This window comes from Nocardia sp. Tas62D01 (assembly GCF_055232035.1).
In genome coordinates this window covers 7,041,624-7,067,740 of record NZ_JBUYUZ010000001.1, presented here as the reverse complement: position 1 = coordinate 7,067,740, position 26,117 = coordinate 7,041,624, and the positions used below count along the sequence as shown (strand labels likewise).

At 66.7% G+C, this 26,117-nt stretch carries 22 protein-coding genes, 2 pseudogenes and 1 riboswitch; of the genes and pseudogenes, 14 read left to right on the top strand and 10 right to left on the bottom strand.

The window, feature by feature from the left end:
* The first annotated feature begins 155 nt into the window (after positions 1 to 155).
* The 6 genes from ACV7NQ_RS33810 to ACV7NQ_RS33785 all read left to right on the top strand — a co-directional run bounded on the left by ACV7NQ_RS33810 (position 156) and on the right by ACV7NQ_RS33785 (position 5,136).
* Positions 156 to 1,061 (top strand): cutinase family protein, encoded by a 906-nt coding sequence (locus tag ACV7NQ_RS33810; protein ID WP_463363266.1) that lies wholly within the window; start codon positions 156 to 158, stop codon positions 1,059 to 1,061.
* Between the two features lie 435 nt (positions 1,062 to 1,496).
* Complete coding sequence (locus tag ACV7NQ_RS33805) at positions 1,497 to 2,042, top strand: HNH endonuclease (RefSeq protein ID WP_463363265.1); 546 nt, start codon at positions 1,497 to 1,499, stop codon at positions 2,040 to 2,042.
* 17 nt (positions 2,043 to 2,059) lie between these two features.
* Positions 2,060 to 2,335 (top strand): WhiB family transcriptional regulator, encoded by a 276-nt coding sequence (locus ACV7NQ_RS33800; protein ID WP_463363264.1) that lies wholly within the window; start codon positions 2,060 to 2,062, stop codon positions 2,333 to 2,335.
* A gap of 230 nt (positions 2,336 to 2,565) precedes the next feature.
* Complete coding sequence (locus ACV7NQ_RS33795) at positions 2,566 to 4,245, top strand: VWA domain-containing protein (RefSeq protein WP_463363263.1); 1,680 nt, start codon at positions 2,566 to 2,568, stop codon at positions 4,243 to 4,245.
* A 61-nt stretch (positions 4,246 to 4,306) separates the two neighbouring features.
* Positions 4,307 to 4,651: an ArsR/SmtB family transcription factor gene (locus tag ACV7NQ_RS33790; protein ID WP_463363262.1), complete on the top strand. Its 345-nt coding sequence runs from the start codon at positions 4,307 to 4,309 to the stop codon at positions 4,649 to 4,651.
* Between the two features lie 122 nt (positions 4,652 to 4,773).
* Positions 4,774 to 5,136, top strand: a complete 363-nt coding sequence (locus tag ACV7NQ_RS33785) for an SRPBCC domain-containing protein (protein ID WP_463365917.1) — start codon at positions 4,774 to 4,776, stop codon at positions 5,134 to 5,136.
* A 147-nt stretch (positions 5,137 to 5,283) separates the two neighbouring features.
* Here ACV7NQ_RS33785 and gcvP read toward each other — a convergent pair whose 3' ends face one another.
* The 7 genes and pseudogenes from gcvP to ACV7NQ_RS33750 form a co-directional block, all read right to left on the bottom strand.
* Positions 5,284 to 8,094, bottom strand: a complete 2,811-nt coding sequence (gcvP, locus tag ACV7NQ_RS33780) for an aminomethyl-transferring glycine dehydrogenase (RefSeq protein WP_463363261.1) — start codon at positions 8,092 to 8,094, stop codon at positions 5,284 to 5,286.
* Between the two features lie 154 nt (positions 8,095 to 8,248).
* Positions 8,249 to 8,351, bottom strand: a riboswitch (glycine riboswitch).
* Positions 8,352 to 8,501: 150 nt separating this feature from the next.
* Positions 8,502 to 9,053, bottom strand: a pseudogene (locus ACV7NQ_RS33775) (MerR family transcriptional regulator); the annotation flags it as partial.
* 246 nt (positions 9,054 to 9,299) lie between these two features.
* A complete protein-coding gene (locus ACV7NQ_RS33770) occupies positions 9,300 to 9,773 on the bottom strand; it encodes a bifunctional nuclease family protein (RefSeq protein WP_378681370.1) in 474 nt (157 codons plus the stop codon).
* Between the two features lie 196 nt (positions 9,774 to 9,969).
* Positions 9,970 to 10,782, bottom strand: a complete 813-nt coding sequence (gene ftsR / locus ACV7NQ_RS33765; protein ID WP_463363260.1) for a transcriptional regulator FtsR — start codon at positions 10,780 to 10,782, stop codon at positions 9,970 to 9,972.
* A 72-nt stretch (positions 10,783 to 10,854) separates the two neighbouring features.
* On the bottom strand, positions 10,855 to 11,340 hold the full coding sequence (gene odhI, locus ACV7NQ_RS33760; RefSeq protein WP_463363259.1) for an oxoglutarate dehydrogenase inhibitor Odhl: 486 nt from the start codon (positions 11,338 to 11,340) through the stop codon (positions 10,855 to 10,857).
* 170 nt (positions 11,341 to 11,510) lie between these two features.
* Positions 11,511 to 11,909: a glycine cleavage system protein GcvH gene (gcvH, locus tag ACV7NQ_RS33755; RefSeq protein WP_463363258.1), complete on the bottom strand. Its 399-nt coding sequence runs from the start codon at positions 11,907 to 11,909 to the stop codon at positions 11,511 to 11,513.
* 41 nt (positions 11,910 to 11,950) lie between these two features.
* The gene (locus ACV7NQ_RS33750) at positions 11,951 to 12,547 is read right to left on the bottom strand and encodes a CDP-alcohol phosphatidyltransferase family protein (protein WP_463365916.1); all 597 of its coding nucleotides are present in this window, start codon (positions 12,545 to 12,547) and stop codon (positions 11,951 to 11,953) included.
* Positions 12,548 to 12,764: 217 nt separating this feature from the next.
* Here ACV7NQ_RS33750 and ACV7NQ_RS33745 point away from each other — a divergent pair, with 217 nt between their 5' ends.
* The 3 genes from ACV7NQ_RS33745 to ACV7NQ_RS33735 all read left to right on the top strand — a co-directional run bounded on the left by ACV7NQ_RS33745 (position 12,765) and on the right by ACV7NQ_RS33735 (position 16,276).
* Complete coding sequence (locus ACV7NQ_RS33745) at positions 12,765 to 14,459, top strand: GMC oxidoreductase (protein WP_463363257.1); 1,695 nt, start codon at positions 12,765 to 12,767, stop codon at positions 14,457 to 14,459.
* A 217-nt stretch (positions 14,460 to 14,676) separates the two neighbouring features.
* The gene (locus ACV7NQ_RS33740) at positions 14,677 to 15,573 is read left to right on the top strand and encodes a nuclease-related domain-containing protein (protein WP_463363256.1); all 897 of its coding nucleotides are present in this window, start codon (positions 14,677 to 14,679) and stop codon (positions 15,571 to 15,573) included.
* An 82-nt stretch (positions 15,574 to 15,655) separates the two neighbouring features.
* Complete coding sequence (locus ACV7NQ_RS33735; protein WP_463363255.1) at positions 15,656 to 16,276, top strand: phosphatase PAP2 family protein; 621 nt, start codon at positions 15,656 to 15,658, stop codon at positions 16,274 to 16,276.
* A 153-nt stretch (positions 16,277 to 16,429) separates the two neighbouring features.
* On the opposite strand, the pseudogene ACV7NQ_RS33730 reads toward ACV7NQ_RS33735, so the two are convergent.
* A pseudogene (locus ACV7NQ_RS33730) lies at positions 16,430 to 17,071 on the bottom strand (acyl-CoA dehydrogenase family protein); the annotation flags it as partial.
* A 336-nt stretch (positions 17,072 to 17,407) separates the two neighbouring features.
* Between ACV7NQ_RS33730 and ACV7NQ_RS33725 the strand changes: the two are divergent.
* Genes ACV7NQ_RS33725 through ACV7NQ_RS33715 form a run of 3 tightly spaced genes read left to right on the top strand, consistent with a single transcriptional unit; the run spans position 17,408 to position 20,606 of the window.
* Positions 17,408 to 18,040, top strand: coding sequence for a TetR family transcriptional regulator (locus ACV7NQ_RS33725; protein WP_463363254.1), 633 nt, complete (start codon positions 17,408 to 17,410; stop codon positions 18,038 to 18,040).
* Complete coding sequence (locus tag ACV7NQ_RS33720; RefSeq protein ID WP_463363253.1) at positions 18,040 to 18,975, top strand: ABC transporter ATP-binding protein; 936 nt, start codon at positions 18,040 to 18,042, stop codon at positions 18,973 to 18,975. The genes ACV7NQ_RS33725 and ACV7NQ_RS33720 overlap by 1 nt, the downstream gene beginning before the upstream one ends.
* Complete coding sequence (locus ACV7NQ_RS33715) at positions 18,972 to 20,606, top strand: ABC transporter permease (RefSeq protein ID WP_463363252.1); 1,635 nt, start codon at positions 18,972 to 18,974, stop codon at positions 20,604 to 20,606. The genes ACV7NQ_RS33720 and ACV7NQ_RS33715 overlap by 4 nt, the downstream gene beginning before the upstream one ends.
* Before the next feature lie 380 nt (positions 20,607 to 20,986).
* On the opposite strand, the gene ACV7NQ_RS33710 is transcribed toward ACV7NQ_RS33715, so the two are convergent.
* A complete protein-coding gene (locus tag ACV7NQ_RS33710) occupies positions 20,987 to 21,841 on the bottom strand; it encodes a TIGR03619 family F420-dependent LLM class oxidoreductase (RefSeq protein WP_463363251.1) in 855 nt (284 codons plus the stop codon).
* A 264-nt stretch (positions 21,842 to 22,105) separates the two neighbouring features.
* Here ACV7NQ_RS33710 and ACV7NQ_RS33705 point away from each other — a divergent pair, with 264 nt between their 5' ends.
* Together ACV7NQ_RS33705 and ACV7NQ_RS33700 are read left to right on the top strand one after the other, a co-directional pair.
* Positions 22,106 to 23,584: a threonine/serine exporter family protein gene (locus tag ACV7NQ_RS33705; RefSeq protein WP_463365915.1), complete on the top strand. Its 1,479-nt coding sequence runs from the start codon at positions 22,106 to 22,108 to the stop codon at positions 23,582 to 23,584.
* A 48-nt stretch (positions 23,585 to 23,632) separates the two neighbouring features.
* Positions 23,633 to 24,295, top strand: coding sequence for a biliverdin-producing heme oxygenase (locus tag ACV7NQ_RS33700; RefSeq protein ID WP_463363250.1), 663 nt, complete (start codon positions 23,633 to 23,635; stop codon positions 24,293 to 24,295).
* Between the two features lie 10 nt (positions 24,296 to 24,305).
* Here the strand turns inward: ACV7NQ_RS33700 and ACV7NQ_RS33695 are convergent, their stop codons facing one another.
* Entirely contained in the window at positions 24,306 to 25,817 is a 1,512-nt protein-coding gene (locus tag ACV7NQ_RS33695) for a sugar transferase (RefSeq protein ID WP_463363249.1), read from the bottom strand.
* Positions 25,818 to 26,117 lie beyond the last annotated feature (300 nt).

Below are 26,117 nucleotides of genomic sequence, written 5' to 3'. Positions count from 1 at the left end.
CGACGCGGCGCGCAAGCGACGAAAAATGTTCACCTCATGTCCCGCGTCGTACTCCCCCGAATCGCCAAACGGACCGTACGGTTGTCTACATCGCGCGCTACCTCCTGGCGCGCGGCAACTGGCCGACTTCGGAACTAGCAGCACCGGGGTGAGCAATGTTTGTTCGCAAGACGATTAGCGCGGTATTGGGAATCCTCACGGTCGGTGCGGCTGGTGCCGTCACCGGCGGCAGTGTGGCGACAGCCGCGCCGGAGCAATGTCCGGGCATGTACATAGTCGCGGTTCCTGGCACCTGGGAGACCTCCGACACCCGCCCTGGCGAGGGCATGCTCGCTTCCGTCACCAACAATCTGCCCTCCGATATCCGCGCCGACTACGTGACCTATGCCGCCACCGCGTTCCCGTGGGAGGCCGACGTCTACGGCCGTTCCAAGAGGCAGGCCATCGACAACGCACGCGGCTTGGTCAGCGCGATGGCCCAGCAGTGCGGCGCCACGAAGATCGCGCTCATCGGCTACAGTCAAGGCGCTGACGCCGCCGGTGACCTCGCCGCCGAAATCGGCACCGGCCTCAGTCCGATCCGGCCGGAGCGCATCGTCGCCGTCGGCCTGCTCTCGGATCCGCGCCGGTCCCCGACCGACGCGCTGATCGGACCGCCGGTGCAGGGCGCCGGAGCGGGCGGACCGCGGATCGGCGGCTTCGGCTTCCTCAGCCAGCAGACCCGAACCATCTGCGCGGACGGCGACCTGTACTGCTCCACCCCGCCCACCGATTTCGCCACTCGTTTCGCCGGTTTCCTCGCCCAGATTTCCGACCCGAACCCGGCGCAGCTGTGGCGCTACCAGCAGGAAGCCGTCGCGATCTTCAACGACCTGATGTCCACCGGCGTCGTCCCGCTGCTACAGAACCAACTGGCAGATCCTGGGATGGAACAGCGCAAACAGAAGTTCGAAGAGTTCTACAACTCCTTCGTCCACCAGAACTACCCGGCCTACGTGGTAAGCCCCAATGGCGCCACCGCCACGTCATGGTTGCGCCAGTGGCTGGTCGGCCTGGCATGAGCCGATAGCCCCCTCGCACACCCGCACCCGCCGAAATGGATCTGGCACTCCGCTGCGGTGGTGCGGCGGATCGGCGTCCCCGCATACTGCCAGAGTGACCAGGAGCAGGTGGCTGCTGACGGCCCACATCGAACGCTGGGCCACCATCACTGAAGCGTGTCAGCGCCCGAAAAATGACCAGACAACGGCGGGTCCGGTGTGCCACCATGTGATTCGACGATGATCGCCCGATTCCGCGGGTGATCCCGAGCACCCGAAAGGAGGAGGTGGCTTTGACCTACATGAATCCCATTGCGATTCAGCGGATTACCGCAGCGGTCGGATCCGGCGTGCGTCAGTGCAGTGGACCGGATCTCGGCCGCCTCCCGGCCGACGCCTGATCCTCACAGCTCCCCTTTCGCATTCGCTCGCTCTTTCCGAAACATGGTGACTCCCATGACGTTCCACCGTGCCACCGACCCGGTGGTGTTGACTGTCGACAATTGGATACACGCCCGAGTGTTGGTGCTCAACGCCAGCTACGAGGCGCTCGAAGAGATCACCGCCGAGCGGGCAATCGTGCTGCTCATGGGCGGCGCCGCCGAGTCGGTCGCCGACCGGGAGCCGCACTTCCCGATCCGGTCCAAGCACCTCGAGATCGCGCTGCCGGAGACGATCCGGTTGGTGCGGTACGTGTACCTCGAGCATGTGGTGCGGGTGCAGGACGAGAGCCGGGCGACGCTGGCGGGCGTACTGCGCCGCGACAGCCACCGGTGTGGCTACTGCGCCGCGTGGGCCCGCACCGTGGACCACATCCGCCCACGCAGCCGGGGCGGACCGAACACCTGGAGCAACCTGATCGCCTGCTGCGCGCCGTGCAACACGATCAAGGCCGACCGCACTCCCGAGGAGGCGGGCATGCGGTTGCTCTGGGAGCCGAAGTCGCCCAATCACTTGGAGAAGCGGCAGCGGCAAATCTGGAAGCAACTGGCAGGCACCTGAGAAAGGAGAAGATCGCCATGAATGTCCGATTGGAGACGACCGCATCCGCCGAATTGACACTGATCGACCTGCTCCCGCTCTCGGACAGCCAGGGCTGGCACCGGGCCGCCTGCCGGGGTGACCCGAATCACGAGGCATGGTTCCCGTACCCGTCACAGGATTTCGACTACGCGCGCGCGGTCTGCGCGGGCTGCCCGATCCGCGTGGCCTGTGGCGAATTCGCCGCGCGCACCGGGCAATCCGGGGTCTGGGGCGGCCACGAGTTCGACCGGGGGAACATGGTCCGCGAGTGAGCGGATCGGGGTGGATCGGAGGGTCCCCGTGGCCTCCGGTCCACCGCTGTCGACCATGCACCACTGCTACGCGATCTGACACATCGGTCGCCCGAGCTGCGGACTTCTGCCCGCGCCACACCGAGACTCGTGACCGACCCGCGGTCCTGCGCACCTGCGGACCTGTCCCGAGGTCTCGATTGGGTGGCACGCTCGCCCGGCAAATCTGGCGTGAACATACACTGAGGATCGTGGGCACTCATCGCAGCGGAACCCGGTCCCGGGGCATCAGCAAGGGTCCGGTTATCGCAGTGTTGGCCGTTGTGCTGGTTGTTGCCGGTGTGTTCGTGTGGTTCCAGCTACGCGATAGGGCGAACAATCAAGATACTGCCGCCGCGGCCGAGTGCGTGGAAGGCGACGCGACGCTGTACGTCACGGCCGACCCGGACATCGCGCCCTCGGTGCGTGCTGTCGCCGACCAATACAACGCGACGAAGGCGCGAGTCCGCGATCACTGCGCGAAGGTGGTGGTGACCGCCCAGCCGTCCGCGGCAATGGTGACGGCCTTCACCACCAACGCGCCGTGGAACCAGCAACTCGGGCCGCAGCCCGCCCTGTGGATCCCCGACTCCATGCGTTCGATCGAATCCATGCGCGTGCCAGGGCTGATCGAGGGCAACCCAGCCCCCGTCGCGGTGAGCCCGATCGTGCTCGCCGTTCCCGACGACCTGCGACGCGCGCTCGACCAGGCCAAGGTCACCTGGGCGGATCTGCCTCGCCTGCAACAGGGTTCGCTGGCCGAGATCGGCCTCGCCGACTGGAGTGGGCTGCGCATGGCGCTGCCGCCCGGTGACGCCACGCTGGCCGTGGCCACCGCCGTCGGCTCCGCGGTGTCGGGCACCGATCCACTCACCGATCAGGCCACGCAGTCCGGTCAGGTGGTGTCCGCGATCTCCCTGGTCGCCGCCAAAGCGCCAGCGGCGCAAGACGTTACGGCCGCACTGGCCTCGATGGCAGGTACCCCACAGCCCGCTGGCGCGCCGATTCATGCCGTCGCTGCCACTGAGCAGCAGGTGAAAGCCAGTGGCGGATTGGCCGCGTTCAGCCCGGCGGGTTCCGCTCCGGTGGCCGACCACCCGGCCGCGATGATGTCGGGTCCGTGGGTCGACAAGACGCAGAATCTGATCGCGGGCATATTCGCCGACTACCTGCGTGCCCCGCAACAGACGCCGACCTTCACCACGGCCGGGTTCACCGCAGCACCGGCAACCGCCGCCGCGGTGCCGTCCCGTGCCGCGCTGGACAAGGTCCGCGCAACCCTCGCCAATCCGGTCCTCGGCGTGCAGGCGACCGTGCTGCTCGATGTCTCCGCCTCGATGGGCAATACCGACGGTTCGGCCACCCGGCTCGCGAATGTCCTTGCCTCGCTCAGCTCGACGATGAACGTGATGCCGCCGGACTTCGGGCTCGGCGTATGGACCTTCGGCAAGAACCTCGACGGCGGCACCACCCCGTATAAAGTCCAGGCGGTCACCGCGCCGCTGACCGACGACCAGCGCGCCACCATCACCACCGCGCTGAATACCATCCACCCCACCGAATCTCGGACCGACCAGGCATATCCGTCGTTGCTTGCCGCCTACCGCACCGCGGTACAGGGGTACACCGCGAGCCGCACCAATTCGGTCCTGCTCATCACCGATGGCCCCGAGGACGACTCCAACGTCACCGGCGCCAAAATGCTCGCCGACCTCACCGCCGCCACCGACGCGTCACACCCGGTCCGCATCGACGTCATCGTCATCGGCGGCAGCGGCACCGAAACCCTGCAGGCCGCCGCCCAACGCACCGGCGGCACCTACACCCGCCTCGCCTCCTCCGACGACGTCAGATTCGGCACCGCCATGGTCCACGCCCTCACCACCCCCTGACCTGCAGCGCTCCGCCACCGGACGTAGACAACGCACATCCGTAAGTATAGACTTACGGTTCGTGAAGGCTTACCGAGATGCGGCGTTAGACGCCCTGGGCGATCCGACGCGGCGGGCGATCTTCGAACGGCTGGGCCAGGGGCCCTGCGCCGTGGGCGAGCTGGCCAGGGAACTTCCGGTGAGTAGGCCCGCGGTGTCCCAGCACCTCAAGGTGCTCAAAGCAGCCGGACTGGTGATCGATGAGGCGGCAGGCACCCGGCGGGTATATCGGCTGAATCCGCTAGGCATAGACGCACTTCGGGTGTACTTCACGCAGTTCTGGTCGACAGCGATGTCGGCCTTTCAAGACGAGGTGAACAAGCGGGCCGCCACCGAGCCGCCCGCGGACACCCACGATAAGGAGTAGCAATGACACAGCAGTTGAGCGACAAGGAAGTTCGGGTCGACCTCGTCGTCGAGGTACCGATCGACGCGGCCTACGACGTCTTCACCAACGGCATCGACAGCTGGTAGCCACGCGGCCATCACATCGGCAAGGGCCAGCTCGCCGAGGAAGTCATCGAACCACGCCTGGGCGGCCGCTGCTTCGGCCGCGAGACCGACGGCACCGAATGCCCGTGGGGCACCGTGCTCGTCTGGAATCCGCCGCATCATTTCGCCTTCTCCTGGGAGATCGGCCTGGACTGGCAGCACGAGTCGAGCCCGGAACGCGCCAGCCGCGTCGACGTCACCTTCAGCGCCGTCACCCCCGACCGCACCGCGGTCACCCTGGTGCACAGCGACTTCGAAAGGCACGGCGACGGCTGGGAATCGATGCGCGACAGCGTCGGCAGCGAGGGCGGCTGGCCGGATCTGGCCCACAGCTACGGCAAAGTGGTTGCTGCACACTGAAACCCGCATCCGCCTAGCCCCCGGGCGAACGCCGGAATCCACCACTGCATCGGTGACGGAGTGCGGACCCGCACCCGAGGGAAACGGCACGGGTCCGCACCCGACAGGTGGACTGTGGAAGGCCGGGATACCGAGTACGCCAGTGATCTAGTCGGCATACGCCTCCAACGGCGGGCAGGAGCACACCAGGTTGCGGTCGCCGTAGGCCCCGTCGATACGCCGCACCGATGGCCAGACCTTGCCGCGGTCGGGGGTCAAACCGTGTGGGAACACAGCGATTTCGCGGCTGTACGGGTGATCCCATTCGCCGACCAGGCAGGCCGCGGTGTGCGGTGCGCCACGCAGCGGGTTGTCCTCCACCGGCCACACGCCCGCGGCGACCTGATTGATCTCGTTGCGGATCGAGATCATCGCCAGGATGAACTCGTCGAGCTCGGCCAGGTTCTCGCTCTCGGTGGGCTCCACCATCAGCGTGCCGGCGACCGGGAAGCTCATGGTCGGGGCGTGGAAGCCGTAGTCCGCCAAGCGCTTCGCGACATCGTCGACGGTGACGCCGGTCTGCTTGGTGATCTCGCGCAGATCAAGGATGCACTCGTGGGCGACCATGCCGTGCTCACCGGTGTAGAGGACCGGGAAGTGCTCGTCGAGGCGGCGCGCGATGTAGTTGGCCGAGGCGATCGCGGTCAGCGTGGCCTTGCGCAGGCCGTCGGCGCCCATCATCCGGATGTAGGCCCAGGTGATCGGCAGGATCGAGGCCGAACCGTACTTGGCGGCCGACACCGCGTGCGAACCGGTTTCGAGCGGATCGCCCGGCAGGTACGGCGCCAGGTGCGAGCGCACCGCGACCGGGCCGACACCGGGACCGCCGCCACCATGCGGGATGCAGAAGGTCTTGTGCAGGTTCAGGTGGCTCACGTCGCCGCCGAACCGACCCGGACGGGCCAGTCCGACCAGCGCATTCAGGTTCGCGCCGTCGATGTACACCTGGCCGCCTGCATCGTGCACCAGCGCGCACAGGTCGGCGACCTCGTGCTCGTACACGCCGTGCGTGGAGGGGTAGGTGATCATGATGCAGGCCAGCCGATCGGCATGGTCGGCGATCTTGGCGCGCAGGTCGTCGAGGTCGACGTCACCGTTGTCGCGGCACTTCACCACCTCGACGCGCAGCCCCGCCATGGCCGCCGATGCGGCGTTGGTGCCGTGCGCGCTGGACGGGATCAGGCAGGTATCCCGGTGCGTGTCACCGCGATCCAGGTGGTAGCGCCGGATGCCGAGCAGTCCGGCGTACTCGCCCTGGCTACCCGCGTTCGGCTGCAGGCTCACCGAGTCGTAGCCGGTGATCGCCGCCAGCCAGCTCTCCAGGTCGAGGATCACCCGCAGCAGGCCGGGCGCGTCCTCGACCGGCGCATAGGGGTGCACGCGTGCGAAGCCGGGCCAGGTGATGGCTTCCATCTCCGCGGTGGCATTCAGCTTCATGGTGCAGGAGCCGAGCGGAATCATGCTGCGGTCCAAGGCGATGTCCTTGTCGGACAGTCGCCGCAGGTACCGCAGCATCGCGGTCTCGGTGTGGTAGCTGGTGAATGCCGGATGGGTGAGGAATTCCGAAGCACGGTTCTCGATGGAGCTCCCCGGCGCGGCGGCGACGCCGGTGTCGGAAGTCAGTGCGGTGCCGAAGGATTCGAGCACGGCCGCGACATGTGCCTTGGTGGTTGCCTCGTCACAGGCGATACCGACGTGGTCGGCGTCCACCAGCCGTAGGTTGATACCCCGCGACTTCGCCTTCGCCACAATGGCTTCCGCACCGCCGGGGACGTGCACCAGCACGGTGTCGAAGAAGCTGTCGTGCACCACGGCGCCACCCAGTCCAGTGGCGATGGCACTCGCGTGCCGATGCACCCGGCGTGCGATATCGCGCAGTCCATCGGGCCCGTGGTAGCTGGCGTACATCGCGGCCACGATGGCCAGCAGCACCTGGGCGGTGCAGATATTCGAGGTCGCCTTCTCGCGACGAATGTGCTGCTCACGGGTCTGCAGCGCAAGTCGGTAGGCGACCGAGCCGTCCGCGTCCACGGACACACCGACCAACCGGCCCGGCAGCTGCCGCGCATGCTTGGAATGCACCGACAGGTACCCGGCGTGCGGACCACCGAAGCCCATCGGCACACCGAAACGCTGGGTCGTGCCGAAACACGCGTCCGCGCCCTGCTCCCCCGGCGGCGTGATGAGCGTCAGTGCCAGCAGATCCGCGCCGACCGCGACCAGGGCGCCGCGCTCGTGCGCCGCCTCGATCACCGGCTTCCAGTCGACCACGCGACCCGAGGCGCCCGGAACCTGAACCAGCACACCGAAGAACTCACCGTCGGGCAGACCGGAGGCCAGGTCGGCCTCGACGATCTCGATGCCGAGCGGCTCGGCCCGGGTGTAGAGCACGGTCTTGGTCTGCGGGAAGAGGTCTGTGTCGATGAGCAGTCGCGCGGATTTGGACCGGCCCGCCCGCCGCAGCAGCGTCATCGCCTCGGCGGCCGCGGTGGCCTCGTCCAGCATCGAGGAGTTCGCCACCTCCATGCCGGTCAGATCCGACACCGCGGTCTGAAAGTTGAGCAGGGCTTCGAGGCGGCCCTGGCTGATCTCCGGCTGGTAGGGCGTGTACGCGGTGTACCAGGCCGGGTTTTCCAGCAGGCTGCGCACCAGCACCGGCGGGGTCAGGGTGTCGTAATAGCCGAGCCCGATCATCGATGTGGCGACCGTGTTCGAATGGGCAAGCGCGGCAAGCTCACTGAGCACCTCGTGCTCGGTAGCCGCGGGCGGCAGCACATCGAGTCCGGAACCGTCCAAAATGCTCGTGGGCAGTGCCGCGGTCGCGAACTCATCCAGTGAGCCGGCGCCGACGACGTCCAGGATCCGGGCGATTTCGTCCCGGTCGGGTCCGATGTGGCGGTCGGCGAATGATCGAGTCACGGCAGCTCCCAAGGTCGGGCGGGTCGACCACGCGGTCGACGGGTACCAGCCCTCCCCCTCTGTCGTGGAGCCTGAGAGATTCGGGGCCGAGCCCCTTTCCCCATGGGCGGGCGACCCCTGCTTTGTGCAGCGGCCACCGCTTTCCAGAGACGTCGAAGCCCGTACGGTCCCTTTTGCCTGAGAGATTGACGGGGAGGTGCTGCTCCTTCGGCGCCCGGACCCTCTTATGGAGTCCGGAACTCTCCCGCACGGCGGCGACGCACCGTCAGTTTATGCCGCGTCTGCAACGAGGCGCGCCACCGGACCCCCGACGGATGTGTCGTCCTCATCACTTTCGACCTCATCACCCCGGTGAACGCCGGGACCCAGCGATAGGGATCCCGGCTTTCGCCGAGGTGGCGGGTCGACTAGCCGGTCTTCTGGTTCAGCCGGGCCTTGCGACGGAAGGACAGTTCGTCCTCCGGACGCTCGGATGCGGAGCCGCTGACGGCCCGCTCGGCCGGGAAGTTGGCGATGGCGCCGGTCAGTTCCCGCATGGCGCCGCTGACCGCGATCCCGAAGACGCCCTGCCCACCCTGCAGTAAATCAACTACCTCCTCGGCCGAGGTGCACTCGTACACCGAGGTGCCGTCGGAGAACAGCGTGATCCCGGCGAGGTCCTGCACACCGCGGCTACGCAGGTGGTCGACCGCGATCCGGATGTTCTGCAGCGAGATGCCCGCGTCCAATAGTCGCTTGACGATCTTCAGGACCAGGATGTCCTTGAACGAATACAGCCGCTGACTGCCCGAGCCCGCGGCGCTACGAATCGAGGGCACAACCAGACCGGTTCGCGCCCAATAGTCGAGCTGCCGATAGGTGATCCCGGCCACCTGGCATGCGCTGGGGACGCGGTAGCCGACAAGATCATCGGGCACTGAATCGTCCGGGAACAGGCCTGGCTGTACGACTCCCTGCGATTGCTCTGCCACTGACCACTCCCTTGCTTCGCCGACGCCTGGTCTCATCGATGACCCGGCTCCGTTGACCTCATACACAAGTCATAACGGACTTGGCCCAACTATCAAGATTACTCCCCCTGATTGTCCGGGGAGCGGCATTGTCAGACCAAGTGCGACGCGCGATTAAAGTCTCGACCTGTAGTTCAGGTCCAGAATTTAGTCGAACGTCACTCGCAGAACCAGCCCACAGCGCTGCAATCGAACTCAACTATCAGTCGCTTTGAAGTCGTCCGGAGAGACCGATTCGAGGAACTCCTTGAACTTCTCGACCTCGTCCTCGCGCTCGTCCGGCATCACCAGACCGGCTTCCTCGAGGACCGGTTCCTCGGCATAGATCGGGCAACCCACCCGCAAGGCGATCGCTACCGAATCCGACGGCCGCGCGGAGATCCGCAGGTCGTTTTCGAAGACCAGATCCGCATAGAAGGTGCCCTCTTGCAGATCGACGATCCGAACCTCCTTGAGGGTGTGCCCGAGGTCGGTGATCAGGATCTTGATCAGATCGTGAGTCAGCGGACGGATCGGGGTCACCCCCTCCTGCTCGAGCACGATCGCGGTCGCCTCGGCCTGTCCGATCCAAATCGGTAGATACCGATCACCGGACGCCTCGCGGAGCAACAGCACGGGCTGGTTCTGTGGCTGCTCGACACGTATGCCGATCACGCGCATTTCACTCATCGCACTGCCTCCCAATACTCGCCGGCCACCCGGCATGACTACCGCAGAGCTCGCCGTACCACCGAGTCTAAGCGAACGGGAAGGAGTCCAGCGATCCATGTGCGGAGCCGAAATCAGCGTGTTGTCCGAGTGGAACCTGGTTGTGCAGCAACAACGGACCTCGTCGCCCGGCAACGAAGAATCCGACCGCGGAATCTCAGCCGCCGAGCGAGTTCCGTACCGACGCCTTTACCAGACAGGTGTGCAGGGTCAGCGACAGCGCCGCGAGCTCGCGCACCGTCTCCTCCGCACGCGCGCGGGCGCCCGCGTCCCGACTCTTGGCGATCGGGGCGGCGATCTGTGCCACCAGCGCCGCCTCGCGGTCGGCGGCGAGCTTGAAGGCACGCAAATGCCGTGCCTCCAGCCCGAATTCCGCCATCGCCTTCGCGGTCCTGGCGAGCGTGACCGCCTCCGCGTCGAAGAAGCCCGCGGCGCCTGGGGCGATCAGGTTCGCTCGCATCAGATCGTTCAAGAACTTCTCGTCGATATCGGCCTGCGTGAGCAGATCCGCACGGGTGAGCCGGATTTCGTGATCGAATCGCAGCTCGTCCGGCGAGACTTCACCCGGGACGACGCCGAGCCTGCGCGGCGCGTTGACGCCCGTGCCACGCACGGCGTGCTCGGTGGTCGGTGGCATGACGGGCTCGGTGTCGCGGACGCAGTGCGCTCGGGCGCGCGCTTCCCGCACACCAAGCGTCGCCGCACCGCTGTCGATCGCTTCGAGCTGTTCCTTGATCACCTTCAGCGGCAGGTACTGATCACGTTGCGCGGTCAGTACGAACCTGAGCCGTTCACAGTCGGCGATCGAGAACCTGCGGTATCCGGACGGAGTGCGCTCCGGCCGGATCAGGCCCTCGGCCTCGAGGAAACGGATCTTCGAGATGGTGATGTCCGGAAAGTCCGGCCGCAGCAGGTCCAGCACGGAGCCGATCGACATGCCTCCGCGCGCCCATTGCGCCGCGCCCGTCATAGCATCGAGTCTTTCATGAAGCCGCGTTCTTTCCTGCCAACACGGCCGTCACGAAGACCCGTGCCGTTTGCGTCATAGACTGCCGGCGCCCGCCGACTGCTCGTTGACCTGGGCGCGCGGGCCGGTGAGGAACACCAGGCGGAACTTGCCGATCTGGACCTCGTCACCATTCTGCAGCTCCGAGGAGTCCACCGGCTCCCGGTTGACATAGGTGCCGTTGAGGCTGCCCACGTCGACCACCTGGAAGGAATCGTCATCCTGCCGGAACTCCGCGTGCCGACGGCTGACGGTGACGTCATCGAGAAAGATGTCACTATCGGGATGGCGGCCCGCCGATGTGGTCGGCTGGTCCAGCAGGAACCGCGAGCCCGCGTTCGGGCCGCGCTTGACGACCAAGAGGGCCGCACCCACCGGCAGACCCTCGACCCCTTGGACCGGCTGCTCGCCAGTCGTCTCTCCGGCGCGCGACGCGTCGACCTCGTTCAGGAAATCCGCACGGAAGACCGACGTCGTCTCGGCCGCGGTCTCCCCGTAACCCGGGTCTTTGTTCTCGCTCACCGTTTCTCTCCTCCTCGAACCTGATTATCCATGCAAGCAGGTGCTGCCTTCATCGTCACAACCTGGGAGTTGTGGCGCTAGATCACCGATATCAGCTCACCGGCACATCTGTTGGCTTTGACCGTACCCTGCCAGGGCGTACCCGTGCAGGTAGAACCCGGAAGGCTGAGTCAGCCCCCGATAACTCCTTGGTAACCCGCCGCATCCAGCAGTTCACCGAGTGCGGCGTCCACGGTTGCGGCGTCGCTCAGCTCCAACTCGAACAACCAGCCCGCACCGTACGGATCGGTGTTCAACGTTTCCGGCTTCTGCACCAAATCCTCGTTCACCGCAACAACTTTCGCGGCCAACGGGGCGTAGATATCCGACACGCTCTTGGTCGATTCGACCTCGGCGACACTGTCGCCCGCCGCTGCGTCCCGATCCGCTTCGGGCAGTTGCACGAACACAACGTCACCGAGTTGAGACTGGGCGTAGTCGGTGATGCCCACCCGAACCCGTGTCGGGCTGATCCGTTGCACCCACTCGTGCTCCTCGGTGTAGCGCAGATCGTCGGGGGTCTGGGTCACAGGCCGTCCTTTCGTCGGGAACGTTCACGCAACTCTAATCGCTACCGGGTCCGGTGCGGCACAGCCGGTATGGCTCTCGCGACCGCCACGGCCTTCCCGGTATAGAGCACGCCGGTCCAGACATACACCGCGGTACCCCAGACCAGGAATGCCCCACCGAAGGCACGGCCGAAACCTGCCAGCATCCAATCCATCTGACCGGCCAGCAACCAGGGCAGTGCGGACATGAGCGCGAAGGTGGCCGCTTTGCCCAGGTAGATGACGTCAGGAGGGTCCAGTTCGCGGCGTTTGTACACCGAAAGAGTCACGGTGAGCACCAGGTCTCGGACGACCAGAATCACCGCGATCCACCATGGGATCAGGCCGCGGATGACGAAGGCGGCCAGGGTCGTCACCAGGTAGAGCCGGTCCACGAACGGGTCGAGCACCGCACCGAGGCGCGAGGACTGATCGAGGAGTCTGGCCAGCTTGCCATCGAGGAAATCGGTGACGCCGCTGGCCACCAACAGCGCGAACGCCCAGCCATCGGCCCGCTCGACCAGCAGCAACCATAGGAACAGCGGAACGCCCACCAGCCGCAGCACGCTCAGTGCGTTCGGGATGGTGAGGATGCGGTCGGCGAAGATACCGCCTGCCACGCCGCCCGCGGTGGAGTCGGCGCGCTCGCCCGGCTCCGTTGCCCCCGATTCCGTTGTCACAGCCCGTGCATACCCCACCGACCCCTGCTCACGCCATCCGGGCACCCCAGAGGTGGCGACATCGCCGGCGTTCGGGCTATGGTCCCACCGCATCCGATCCGGTGACAGAATGAGTATGAAAACATCTCATCTATTGCTCGGTGAGTGAGAGGAAGTCATGCCCGCATTCGACTACGACGTGGTGGTGATCGGTTCCGGATTCGGTGGCAGCGTCAGTGCGCTGCGACTGACCGAGAAGGGGTACCGGGTCGGGGTGCTCGAGGCGGGCAGGCGCTGGAACGCCGAGGACATCCCGAAGACGAATTGGGATGTGCGCAACTCGATTTGGGCACCACGACTGGGTCTGACCGGACCGCAGCGGATCAGCATCCTCGGCAAATGCGCGGTGTTCTCCGGCGCCGGTGTCGGCGGCGGCTCGCTCATCTACGGCAACACCCTCTACACGCCGCTGCCGAACTTCTACACCGACAAGCAGTGGGCGCACATCACCGACTGGAAGTCCGAGCTCGCGCCCTATTACGACCAGGCGCAGCGCATGCTCGGCGTGGCGCCCAACCCGCGGATGACGCCCGCCGACGAGGTGATCAAGGAGATCGCCGACGATCTCGGCGTCGGCCACACCTTCCACGCGACGAACGTCGGCGTGTTCTTCAACGAGGACGATCCGGGCACCGAGGTCGACGACCCGTACTTCGGTGGCGCGGGCCCGCGTCGGCGCGGCTGTGTGCACTGCGCGCAATGCTTCACCGGCTGCCCGAACAACGCGAAGAACACCACCACCACGAACTACCTCTACCTGGCCGAACAGGCAGGCACCGAGGTGCATCCGCTGACCACCGCGACTGTGGTGCGCCCCCTGTCCGGCGGCGGTTATGCCGTCGAGACGGAACGCTCCGATCGCTGGATTCGCACGCAGCGCAAGACCTTCACCGCCGAGCAGGTGGTCTTCGCCGGCGCCGCGCTCGGCACCCAGAAACTGCTGCACAAGATGCGCGACGAGGCGGTGCTGCCCGATCTCTCCCCCCGGCTCGGCGAACTGACCCGCAGCAACTCCGAGGCAATTCTCAATGTGGTGAGCCGCTCGCGCCGCGATTTCGCCGAGGGCATCGCGATCACGTCCTCGATCCATCCGGCGGCCGACACCCACATCGAGGTGTGCCATTACGGCAAGGGGCAGAACGCGCTGTTCCCGATGTCGGTGCCGATCGTCGACGGCGGCGCGTTCCGGTTCCTGCGCTTCCTGCTCGCAATCATGTTGCACCCCTTGGTATTTCTGCGCAGCCTCAATGCCAGGCATGCCTCGGAGAAGTCAGTGATCCTGCTGGTGATGCAGTCGCTGGACAACTCGCTGACTTCCTTCCGCAAGCGAGGTCTGCTGAAGACCAAGCAGGGCACCGGCGAAGCGAACCCGACCTGGATTCCGTTGGCGCACGACGTCGGGCGCCGCTTCAGCGCCAAGGTGAACGGCGATACCCACGGTCTGATCATGGACGTGCTCAATATTCCGGCCACCGCGCACTACATCGGCGGCTGCGTGATCGGCGAAGGCCCGGAAAGCGGTGTGGTGGACCCCTATCAGCGGGTGTACGGGCATCCCGGGCTGCATGTCGCGGACGGCTCGGCGGTGACGGCCAACCTCGGCGTCAACCCGTCGCTGACCATCACCGCCCAGGCCGAACGGGCAATGGCGTTCTGGCCCAACAAGAACGAGGCCGACCCACGCCCGGAACTCGGCTCGACCTACCAGCGCATCAACCCGGTCGCGCCGAACCATCCGACGGTCCCGGCCGCCGCGCCCGGCGCACTGCGGCTGCCGATCACCCCGGCCGACCCGGCCGTTCCCGCCACTTGAGCCGACGCGGCCACGCGGCGAGCAATGCGGGGCGGTTGACGCACCTGACGCCTGCGGGTAGGCCGAATGATGGCCTCGCCGTTCACCTTCTACCGTGACGCGGCGGGACTGTGTATCTCGGCCCCAACACGCCGTGTCTGGCCGCAGACGCGGCGAACCGGGCCGGGTTCCTCGTATCCTTTCCACCATCGAGTGTCGACGTGAAGGGCGGTCGCGAATGCTCGTGCGAGTGCAGAACCCGGCAGGCACCAACGCCGAACGGGCATTGATCGACTGGCTGCGCACCTGGAAGGACCCGGCCAGCCCGCACGGCGTCGCCACGATCAACTGCAGCCTGTTCCACAAGGACCACCTGCACCAGTTCGACGCGGTGGTCTGGACGCCGACCAGTTGTGTGGTGATCGAGGCCGAGGCGCTGGTCGCCCGCCAGGACGGCGTGCTGGAGATCCCGCTCAACGGTTCCTGGACGATCTCGGGTGAGCAAGTCGCCATGGAAGGTCGGGACCGGCGCACCCCGCTGGAGAAGTCGCGCGAGCACACCTTCGCGCTGCAGAACTGGATGGCCGCGCGCGGCCTCGGCCAGCGCGCGGTGCACGGTGTCGCGCTGGTCGTTCCGTTGCGCGGCGCGGAGCTGAAGATCCAGCAGGCCTGGAGCGACCCGAGTTTCGATGTCATCCTCGGCACCGACCCGGGTCGGCTGCGCCATTATTTCGAGATGCTCGCCGAGGAGGAGGCGCACCTGTGGACGGCCAACGATGTCGCGGTGGCCTTCCGCGGCCTCGGCATCCTGCCCTATCTGCCCGCGCCGCGGGAACTTCTGAACGAGGGGTTCCTCGGCCCCATCGACATCACGCTGTGGCACGGCGGCCCGCAGCAGGCCCAGGCCGAAGCCTATGCGGAGGAACTCGCGCACGCCGAACGCGAGGCGCAGTCGCCCGGGCTGGTCATCGAGGCGCCCTGGTACAGCCCGTGGAAGCTGTATCCGCGGGAGACCGGGAATATGGATCTGGGCCGCGCGTTCATGCGGATCGTCTTGGCAGTGGGCATGGTCATCGGCGTGGCCTGGGTGATCTGGTTTGCCGTCACCGCGATTCTGACCTTCGGTCCCGGCTGACGGATCGACGGGCTGATCCGCCCCGAGGCGGTCCCGATAGACCATCCGCTGGATGGGGCCGGCTGGTCGCTATCGTCGACCCGTGATCACCGCTCGGCAGGTACTCGGTTCGCGCACTACACCCCGGTTGGGCATGGCAACGCTGTGCGGCGCCGTCACTGTCGCGCTGCCGGTGACCTTCCCTCACGACGGCGGGCCGACCGGGGTCGATCGCGAAGTCGCCGCGCCCATCCACACCGCGCTGGACGGTCATCCCGGCGCGTACCAGGCGCTGGTGATTCCGAGCAACGGATACATCCTGATTCCCCTGCTGCTGATGGCCGCCGCCTGGTTCGCGTATCGCGGCGACCGGTGGCGAGCGGCAACCATGCTCGTGGTGCCGGAACTGACCGTCGCGATCAACAGCTGGCTGCTGAAACCGCTGTGGGGGCGGCCGCTGCACGACTATCTCGCCTATCCGAGCGGGCACACCGTGCACCTGGTCGCGATCGCCGCCACCTTCGTGCTGCTGACCGAGTCAGCGCGAGCACGGGCTGTCGTGCTCGCGCTGACAACAGTGTCGCTGTGTGGCGCAGCCGTCGGCATGATAGGCGTCGGCTATCACCTGCCGACAGACATTCTCGGCGGCGGCGCCGCCGCGATCGCGCTGGTTACTCTGCTGTGCTGGTCGGCTGAGCGCGTTCGTACACGCTCGCATCATTGAGCAGCGCCGCGCGCAACATGCTCTCCGGTACGCCCATGCCCTCGACCAGGGTGAGCGCCTCCGGGCGCAACCGGTCGACGAGTTCGTTCACGCCGCGACGCACCGCCTTGGCGCGTTCGACGGACATGAACCGGCGCATGATGAACCAGCACCCACGACATTGTCGCCCTCGAAAGTGGTGAAGACGTCGGTGTCGGCCTTGAGCGTGACGATCCGGTTTTCGGTGAGATAGCCTGCGCCACCGCATGCTTCGCGGCATTCCTGGATCGCCCAGGTGGCGTGCTTGGTCTGCGCGACCTTCAGGCCCGCGGCCCGCTTCTCCAGTGCCCGCTGTGCACCCGGGTCGAGATCCTGGCCCGTCTGCACCAGATGCATCCGGCACACCAGATCGTTCTGCGCGAAGGCCAGCGCGTAGGACCAGGCGATCAGCGGCAGCAACCGGCGCTGATGGCTGCGGTAGTCCAGCAGCAGCGTTTCGCTGCCGTCGTCCGGGTCGGAAAACTGGCGACGCTTCAGCGCGTACCGGGTGGCGATGCTCAACGCGACCCGCGCGCCCGCCGCCGCCGCTCCGCCTACACTGACCCGCCCGCGCACCAGCGTGCCGAGCGTGGTGAAGAAGCGGCGGCTCGGGTTCTCGATATCGGAGCTGTAGGTGCCGTCCGGCGCGACGTCCGCATAGCGGTTCAGCAGATTCTCGCGCGGAATGCGAACGTGCTCGAAGACGATGCGGCCGTTGTCGACACCGAGCAGTCCGCCCTTGAGCCCGTCGTCGAAGGTGGTGACGCCGGGCAGATCGATCTCCCGCATCTGGTCGAGGACCCGTGCCCGCGCCGCCTTGTAATCGAGGTAGGGATCCCCAGCGAACTGATCCGCGGACAGTTGTTTTCGGGCGTCGTCGCGTACCGCCCCCCACGGTCCGTCGAGTGCTGCACGAAGGTGATCTGCCGTCGATGCGCTGCCGGTAGCCATGATCCGACGATAGCCCGCCGGGTCGTCATGATCGGGCGACAAACCCTTGACACGACATTCCAGGCGAACCCTTGCTGTCGATTAAACGCGTGTTTAGTATATTAAACATGTGTTTAGCCAACAGCCCGTTTCTCAAGGATCCGCCACTGACCGAGGAGCGCCATGGACCTGAGTTCACCTGACCTCAGCACCGCCGCTCGGATTCGCGATGCCGCGATCGAAATCTTCGGGGAGCACGGATTCCAGGTCGGCGTCCGGGCGATCGCCGCCGCCGCCGGCGTCTCACCGGGATTGGTGAACCATCACTTCGGCTCCAAAGACGGTCTGCGGGCCGCCTGCGACGAGCGGGTGCTGCAGCTGATCCGGGACGAGAAGGCCAAGGCGATCTCCGCATCCACTGTGGCGAATGGAATGCTCGCCGCCTTGGCCGAGATCGAGGAGTATGGCCCGCTGGTCGCCTACATGGTCCGCAGCCTGATGGCGGGCGGGCCCATGTCGGAATCACTACTAGAGCACATGATTTCCGATGCCGAAGTGGCCATCCAACAGGGCGTCGAGGCCGGCTCCATCAAGCCGAGCCGAGACCCGAAGGCGCGCGCCAGGTACCTGATGATGGTCAACATCGGCGTGACCGTGCTCTACATGCAGATGCGCCTACAGCGCGGCGAAAAGCTCGACTACCGCAAGGCAATTCGTGAACTCACCGAGGAGCTCACACCCCCTGCCCTGGAGTTCTACACCCAGGGCCTACTCACCGACCCCACGATCTTGGACACACTCACCAAGGAGATCTGATGTCCGACATCATCGAAGTTCGCGATCTGCACAAGAACTTCGGCCACGTCGCCGCCCTGGACGGGCTGAATCTCGAGGTGGCCGAGGGCGAGATCCATGGCTTCCTCGGCCCCAACGGTGCGGGCAAGTCGACCACCATCCGGATCCTGCTCGGCATTATGCGGGCCAGCTCCGGGCGGGCCGAACTACTCGGCCGGGACCCGTGGACCGATGCAGTCGCCCTACACCGCGAACTCGCTTATGTTCCAGGCGATGTCACGCTATGGCCGGCGCTGTCCGGTGGCGAGACCATCGATCTGCTCGCCAGGATGCGCGGCGGTATCAACCAGGAGCGGCGTGCGGAGCTGATCGAACGCTTCGACCTCGATCCGCGCAAGAAGTCCCGCACCTACTCGAAGGGCAACCGGCAGAAGGTCGCCCTGATCTCCGCGCTGGCATCCGACGTGCGCCTGCTGCTACTGGACGAGCCGACCGCGGGCCTGGATCCGTTGATGGAGCAGGTTTTTCGCGAGTGCGTGGGGGAGGCCAAGCAGCGCGGGACCACGGTCCTACTGTCCAGCCACATCCTGTCGGAGGTGGAGGTGCTGTGCGACCGGGTGACCATCATCCGGGCTGGGCGCACCGTGGAGAGCGGCTCACTGTCGGAGATGCGGCACCTGTCCCGGACCTCGATCACCGCCGAATTACTCGGCGACCCAGGCGATCTCAGCCGCATCCCGGGTGTCGAGGACATAGAATTCGACGGCTCGACGCTGCGCTGCCAGGTGGAGGGCGAGCATCTCGGCGAGCTGATCCGCGTCCTGGGTGACACGGGGGTGCGCAGCCTGACCAGCGCGCCGCCGACGCTGGAGGAGCTGTTCATGCGGCACTACCACGTCGATGGCGACAGCTCGAAGTCCGCCACCGCGCCTTCCGGGGAGAAGGTGGGAGCATGACCACCGTCACCGCGGGCAGGCACTATGCCGCTCCGGCGGTGCGCGGCACCACCGACTTCGCGGGCACCGCCCAACTGCTGCGGCTCTACCTGCGTCGCGACCGAATCATCTTGCCGCTGTGGGTGCTTGCCTTCGGCCTGCTGCCCGCCTTCTATGTGGCGAGCACCAAGAAGGTCTACAGCACGCCCGCCGAACTCGGCAACTACGCCAAGACCATCATGGACAGCCCCGCCCTTGTCGCAATGTACGGGCCGGTGTTCAGTACCGAACTCGGCTCGATTGCGTTGTGGAAAGCCGGGCCCTACTTCGCGATAGTCGCGATCGCGACGATCCTCACCGTCATTCGGCATACCCGCGTCGAGGAGGAGACCGGACGCGCGGAGCTGGTGGGCGCCACCAGTATCGGCCGCTATGCCGGGCTCACCGCGGCCATGCTGATGACTGCGGCGGGCTGTCTGGCCGCCGGAATCCTGTGTGCCGTCGCGCTTCACGGCAATGACCTGCCCATCGCCGGTTCGGTGGCGTTCGGGTCCGCGCTGGCCGCCTCCGGCCTGGCGTGGGCCGGGGTCGCCGCGGTCGCCGCCCAGGTGAGCACCGGCGCGCGGATCGCGCGCGGGGTGGCCTTCGCAGTGCTCGCCACCGCCTTCGCGCTGCGTGCTGTCGGCGATGCCGGAAACGGTGTGCTGTCTTGGTTTTCGCCGCTCGGCTGGTGCATCCAGATGCGGCCGTACGCGGGAGAACGCTGGTGGGTGCTGATTCCGCTGGCGACGGTTGCCGTGCTCACCACCGCGGCCGCCTACGCGTTGCTCAGCCGCCGCGATACCGGCTCGGGCATGCTCGCCGAGCGGCCCGGTCCACCCGTCGCCGCGCCCACGCTGTCCGGCCCGACCGGGCTGGCGTGGCGGCTACAGCGTGGCTCGCTGCTGGCCTGGTCGATCGGCTTCCTGCTGTACGGCATGTTGATGGGCAGCGCCCTCAACAGCGTTGGCAAGATGCTCGACAACAACAGGTCGATCCGCGATCTCCTCGCCCGGGTCGGTGGCACGGATGTGCTGGCGAATTCGTTCATCACCTTCGCGATCGCCATACTCGCCATCGGGGCCGCCGCCTACTCCATCTCGGCCGTGCTGCGGCTGCATGAGGAGGAATCCAGTCAGCGGGCCGAGGCGACGCTGTCCGGGTCGGTGAGCCGGGAGCGATACGCGTTGAGCCACATCGGCTTCGCGCTACTGGGCCCCGCGGTGGTACTGCTGATCGCGGGCGCGGCCATCGGGGTCATCTACGGCTTGATGGCCGGTGACCTAGTGGGCAAACTGGGCGACGCGCTGGGCGCGGCGGCGGTTCAACTGCCCGCGGTGTGGGTGCTGACCGGGATCACGGTGGCCATCTACGGCATCGCGCCCCGATTCACCCAGGTCGCCTGGGGCGTGCTGAGCGTCATGCTGGTGATCTTCTTCGTCGGTTCGCTCGACGGGCTGCCGCAGTGGGTCGTCGACGTGGCGCCCTTCGTTCATCCGCCGAAGCTGCCGGGCTCGGCCTTCGAGGCAGTACCGGTGCTGTGGCTGCTCGGCGTCGCGGCGGTGTTGCTGACGGTCGGCGTCGTCGCCTTCCGCCGTCGCGACCTGCGCTGAAACAGCAAGCGCCCCCTCCAGGAGCCACGTCTCCTGGAGGGGCGTTTTGTAGACGATCGGTTATGCTGTTGATCTTCTCAGCATCATCGGCCTTTCGGTTGCCGCCTTGCCCGCACAGGCGGAGAAAAGCCCGGAGCCGACCGCGCAGTACGCGCCGACCCCGCTCCTTCTGGACGCCTGCGGTTCCATGCATCGTCCCGATCCGCGGTTGCCGCCATCGGTGCCGCCGGAGTCGGCGTCCTAGCCATGATCACCGGCTGGCTCGTCGCGCGCAGACGGCGCGGCTAGCGCGGACAAAGTTCCGCCCGCGGCACCGAGAGATTACCCCGGTGCCGCGGGCGGAACGGTCGGTGGAGCCTCGGCGCCGTGGATCGCGGGCGTCAGCGCGTAGGGTCGATACCGAGCTTGCCCGCGAGGCGCGCGAGGTAGGCGCGCACATCCTCGGCACTCCGGTCCGGCAGGCCGAAAACCGCCTCGGTGACACCGAATTCGGCCCACTGGGCAAGCTGGACGGCGTCATGGCGACCGGCCAGCGCGACGACCTCGGGTGTGCCCGTGCGGTCGTGTTCGCGCCAGACACGGTGCAGCAGTTCGATCTTCGTGTCCAGACCGTCCTCGGTCGGCGTGGTGAGCCAGCCGTCGGCGTTCTTGGCCAGCCAGGTGAAGGACTGTTCGGTGCCCGCCGCGCCGAGGATCACCGGAATGCGCTTGCGCACCGGCTTCGGCCACGACCAGCTCGGCCCGAAGTTGACGAACTGACCGTCGAAGCTGGCCTCTTCCTCCGACCAGATCGCGCGCATGGCATCCAAATGCTCGCGCAACACCGTGCGGCGCTTGTTCGCGGGCACGCCATGGTGGGCGAGTTCGTCGGTGTTCCAACCGAATCCGACACCGAGGCTGACCCGGCCGCCGGAAAGGTGATCCAAGGAAGCGAGGGTCTTCGCGAGAGTGATCGGATGATGCTCGGCGGGCAGCGCCACCGCCGTGGACAGAGTGATCCGGCTGGTGACGGCAGCGGCGGTGGCCAGCGCGACCCACGGATCGAGGGTGCGCAGGTACCGGTCGTCGGGCAGGCTCGCATCCCCGGTGCGCGGGTGCGCCGCGGCACGGACCACCGGGATGTGCGTATGTTCCGGCACGTAGAACGAATCGAAACCGGCCTGCTCGGCGACCGCGGCCGCATCGGCGGGCGTAATGCCCCGGTCGCTGGTGAACAACACAATTCCGTTCCGCACCGTACGCTCTCCTATCGCCAAATTAGAACAAGTTCTACCACCTTTGCCGGTCCGCACCAAGGCCGCATACATTGCGACCGCGTCCGCACATCCCGAACCGTGCACCGACACGCCCGCTCCGAACGGCGCGGATGACGACAGGGCACCTTCATGACTAGGTTCGCGTCCATGGTTCCTGACACACTTTTGGGAGGAGACGATACGAGCGCGCCGGTGACTCAACCCCGTGGGCGGCGGGGTTTGCGGTTGCGCCGCGCATCGCGAATCCCTGTGGTCAGTCAGGCCGTCGGCAAGCTCGTCGCCGACCGGCAGGCCACCGCCGACACCATCGTCGCGGCGCCGACGCCGCTGCAGCCGATCGATCTCACCGACGACGCCCGCGTCGCCGAGGTTTTGGATCTGGCCGTGCGCGTCGGCGAGGTGGTGCTGGCCTCGGGCACCAGCGTGATCGACACGACCACCCAGGTGCGGTTCATCGCCGCCACCTACGGCCTATCCCGCTGCAGCATCGATGTCACCTACGACGCGATCAGGATCTGGGCCGATCGCGGTCCGCAGTTACCACCGGCCAGCACCATGCGCATCGTGCACTATCGGTCGCTGGACTTCACTCGGCTCGCCGCGGCCGACCGGCTCACCCGCCGCATCCGCAACGAAGTGGTCGCACCCGAGGACGCGCGCGCCGCGCTCGACGCCATCACCTCGGCCCCGCACCCCTATCACCGCTGGACCGCCACCTTCGGCTGGTCCCTGCTGGCCGCGGCGATCGCCGCCCTGCTCGGCGGCGGCGTCTTGGTGGCCGCGATCAGTTTCGCTACCACGCTGGCGATCGACCGGGTCAACCGCGTGCTCAATCGCTATGGCCTGCCCTTCTTCTTCCAGCACATGGCCGGAGGCGTCATCGCCGCGGCACCCGCGGTCGCGCTGGCCACCCTCGCCGGTCCACTCGGCATCGATGTCGACCCCACCTTGATCATCGCAGCCGGAATCACCGTGCTGCTCAGTGGATTACAGCTGGTCGGCGCGGTTCAGGACGCCATCACCGGCGCCCCGATCACCGCGTCGGCGCGCATGCTCGAGGTGGTGATGATGACCGGCGCTATCATCGCCGGTATCGCGCTGGCGTTGCGCGTCGGCGATCTCGTGGGCGCGACGGTGCCGCCGGTGTATCTGGCCAGCCGCAACTTCACCGACCTGCCGATCACGTTGCTCGCGGGCGCGGTCGCGGCGCTCGCCTTCGCACTGGCCTGCTACGCCGAGCGGCGCGCGCTGGCCGCCGCCGCGTGCAGTGGCGCCGCGGGTACGATCTGCTTTCTGCTGGTGCAGCAGGCCGGGTTCGGTCCGGTGGTGTCTTCCGGCGTCGCCGCCACCCTGGTCGGCCTGGCCGGTGGTCTGATGGCGCGGCGAGCCCTGACTCCCCCATTGGTCGTCGCGGTCGCGGGCATCACGCCGCTACTGCCCGGCCTCAAGGTGTATCGCGGGCTGTATGCCGTGCTCAACGACGAGCTGCTGATCGGAGCCAACCAGTTGCTCGCCGCCATCGGCGTCGGTTGCGCGCTGGCCGCCGGCGTGACGCTGGGCGAATGGGTCGACCGCACGGTGCGCAGGCCGCGGATTCTCAGCCGTTTCGGCTCGTTGCGGCGGCCGATCGTGCGCCGCCGCCGCGCCGATCGCGGGTTCCGGGCGGCATTGCGCGACTCGCGTGCGACCGCGGCCGTGAACCGGTATCGTCGTACCGGTTAGTTAGGCTAGCCAAACACAGCGGCTCCGGATAGTGAGGTGGTTTCGGACATGTCGGAAACAATTCCGTTCTCGACGGCGATCCGTGCCGCCACCGAACAGCAGCACACCGAGGCCGAGAACTCGCGGTTCATGAGCGACATGCTCGGCGGCGCGTTGGGCGTGGACTCCTACCACTGCTACACCGGTCAGCTCTGGTTCATCTACCACGCTCTCGAGGGTCGCTGCGACAGCCTCGCCGACGACCCGATCGCCGGGCCGTTCATCCGCCCCGAACTGGCCAGGATCGCAGAACTCGAACGCGACCTCGCGCACCTGATCGGCCCGGCCTGGCGCGAGAATCTGGATGCGCTGCCCGCGACCGCCGCCTACGCCGCGCGCATCGACGAGTGCGCCCGCGACTGGCCCGCCGGGTATATCGCCCACCACTACACCCGCTACCTCGGCGACCTGTCCGGTGGCCAGGTCATACGCGGCACCGCCGAAAAGCTGTGGAACCTGCCGCATCGCGGCGACGGCGTGCGCTTCTACGTCTTCGACGCGGTCGGCAACCCCGCCGCGTTCAAGCGCGAATACCGCGCCCTGCTCGACCAACTGCCCCTCGATGACCTCGAGCGGCGCCGGGTGCTCGACGAGGGTCAGCGCGCCTTCGCCATGAACACCGCGGTCTTCCAGGAACTGGCCGCCGAGTTCCCGGCCCGGCGACCGTCCTGACCCGAACCGTTCAGTACGCACCCTCGCCGCGTGCCACGGCCCCGATCGTCTTGGCGATGAGCAGCAGATCCAGCACCATCGACCAGTTCTCGACGTAGGAAAGATCCAGTCGCACCGAATCTTCCAGCGACAGATCCGACCGACCACTCACCTGCCACAGTCCGGTGACGCCCGGCTTCACCAGCAACCTGCGCCGCATATTGCCGTCATAGGAATCCACCTCGCGCTGCACCTGCGGCCGCGGGCCGACCACGCTCATCTCGCCGCGCAGCACATTCAGGAACTGCGGTAGCTCGTCGAGGCTGAACTTGCGGATCACCCGCCCGATCGGGGTGATCCGCGGATCGTCCTTCATTTTGAAGAACACGGGGTTGCCGCCGTTGCGCTCGATGAGTGCCGCGATGTTGCTGTCGGCATTCACGAACATGCTGCGAAACTTGATCATCCGGAACGGCTTTCCGCCGCGCCCGATCCGCTCCGACAGGTAGAACACCGGACCCGGGCTGGTCGCCTTGACCGCCAGTGCGATACCGAGCAGCGCCGGTGCGATCGCCAGCAGCACGGCGGCGGCGAAGCACACATCGAACACCGCTTTGCCCGTCGACTTGGCACGGTCGTACTGCGGTTTGGCGATGTGCAGCATCGGCATGCCGGCCACCAGTCGATTGGTCAGCCGGGTGCCCGCGATGTCGACAACGCCGGGGGCGACGATCAGCTCGACCCCGAGCGGGTCGAGTTCCCAAGCCATTCGACGCAATTCGAGCGGACCGAGGTGATCGGTGGCGGTCACCGCGACGGTGTCGGCGCCGCTGCGGCGCACCGCCTCCAGTACCGACCGGTCGTCACCGACGACAGAATACGTACGGCCCGACGCCTCGAAATCACAATCGATGTTTTCGTTGACGCCGTTCGGAATACATACCCCAACGACCTGGTACCCGGAAGCCGGACTGCGGGAGAACGCGGTCGCCATCGCCTGCGCCGCCTCGGCACGCCCGACCACGAGCACCGAGGTGCCGTACTCACCGAAATCGCGCCGATGCCGCGCGTTCAGCCGCCACAGCAACCTGCTCACCATCAGCCCCAACAGGCCCAGCGGCAGCGCGATCGCCAGATATCCACGCGCGAACTCGATTTGGAAGATCAACGACGCGATGGCAAGGAAACCGAACAGGCGTAGTGTCGCGGACACCAGGCGCCGGTATTCCTCCGATCCGCTGCCGACCACTTGCGGCGAGCGGCTGTTGCAGACGGCCAGGAAAGTGATCCAGGCGAACGCCAGTGTCGCCGAGACCACGGAGTAGCCGACCTCGTACGGCATCGGCCAGGCCAGCGGTGGCGCCACGGGCCCACCGAAGCGAATGATCTGCGCCAGCGCGACGGCGGCGATGATTACCACCAAATCTGTTGCGGCCAAGCGCTTTACATACTCGGCCTGCCACCGTTCCCGTTCCGAGCGCGGCGTAGCGTGCGGCGCTCTGGACAGATCCAGATCGTCGCCGTCGGTGAGCTCGAAGCTCATGAAAGACGCACCTCCCCCTGGGAGAGAGAATTTGTTGCCCCCGATCTCCATCGATCGGTCCCCTCGGCACAGCCTGACCGCCTGGGGTGTCCCGTCAGTCGGTGGCCAGAAGGAGATTGTTACAGAACGCAATCCGTTTCACCTGTCGAATAACAAGGGCCGCAAAGTGTTCCACGAAATAGCCGACAGAGGGCCGGTTGGTATTCTACCCCAGCACCTGAGCGCCGACCTCGACGGCAAGAAGGCAGGTGGCGCACGTGCGCCACGTGTGGCCGACGTTCTCACTTGGGCCTTTACCGC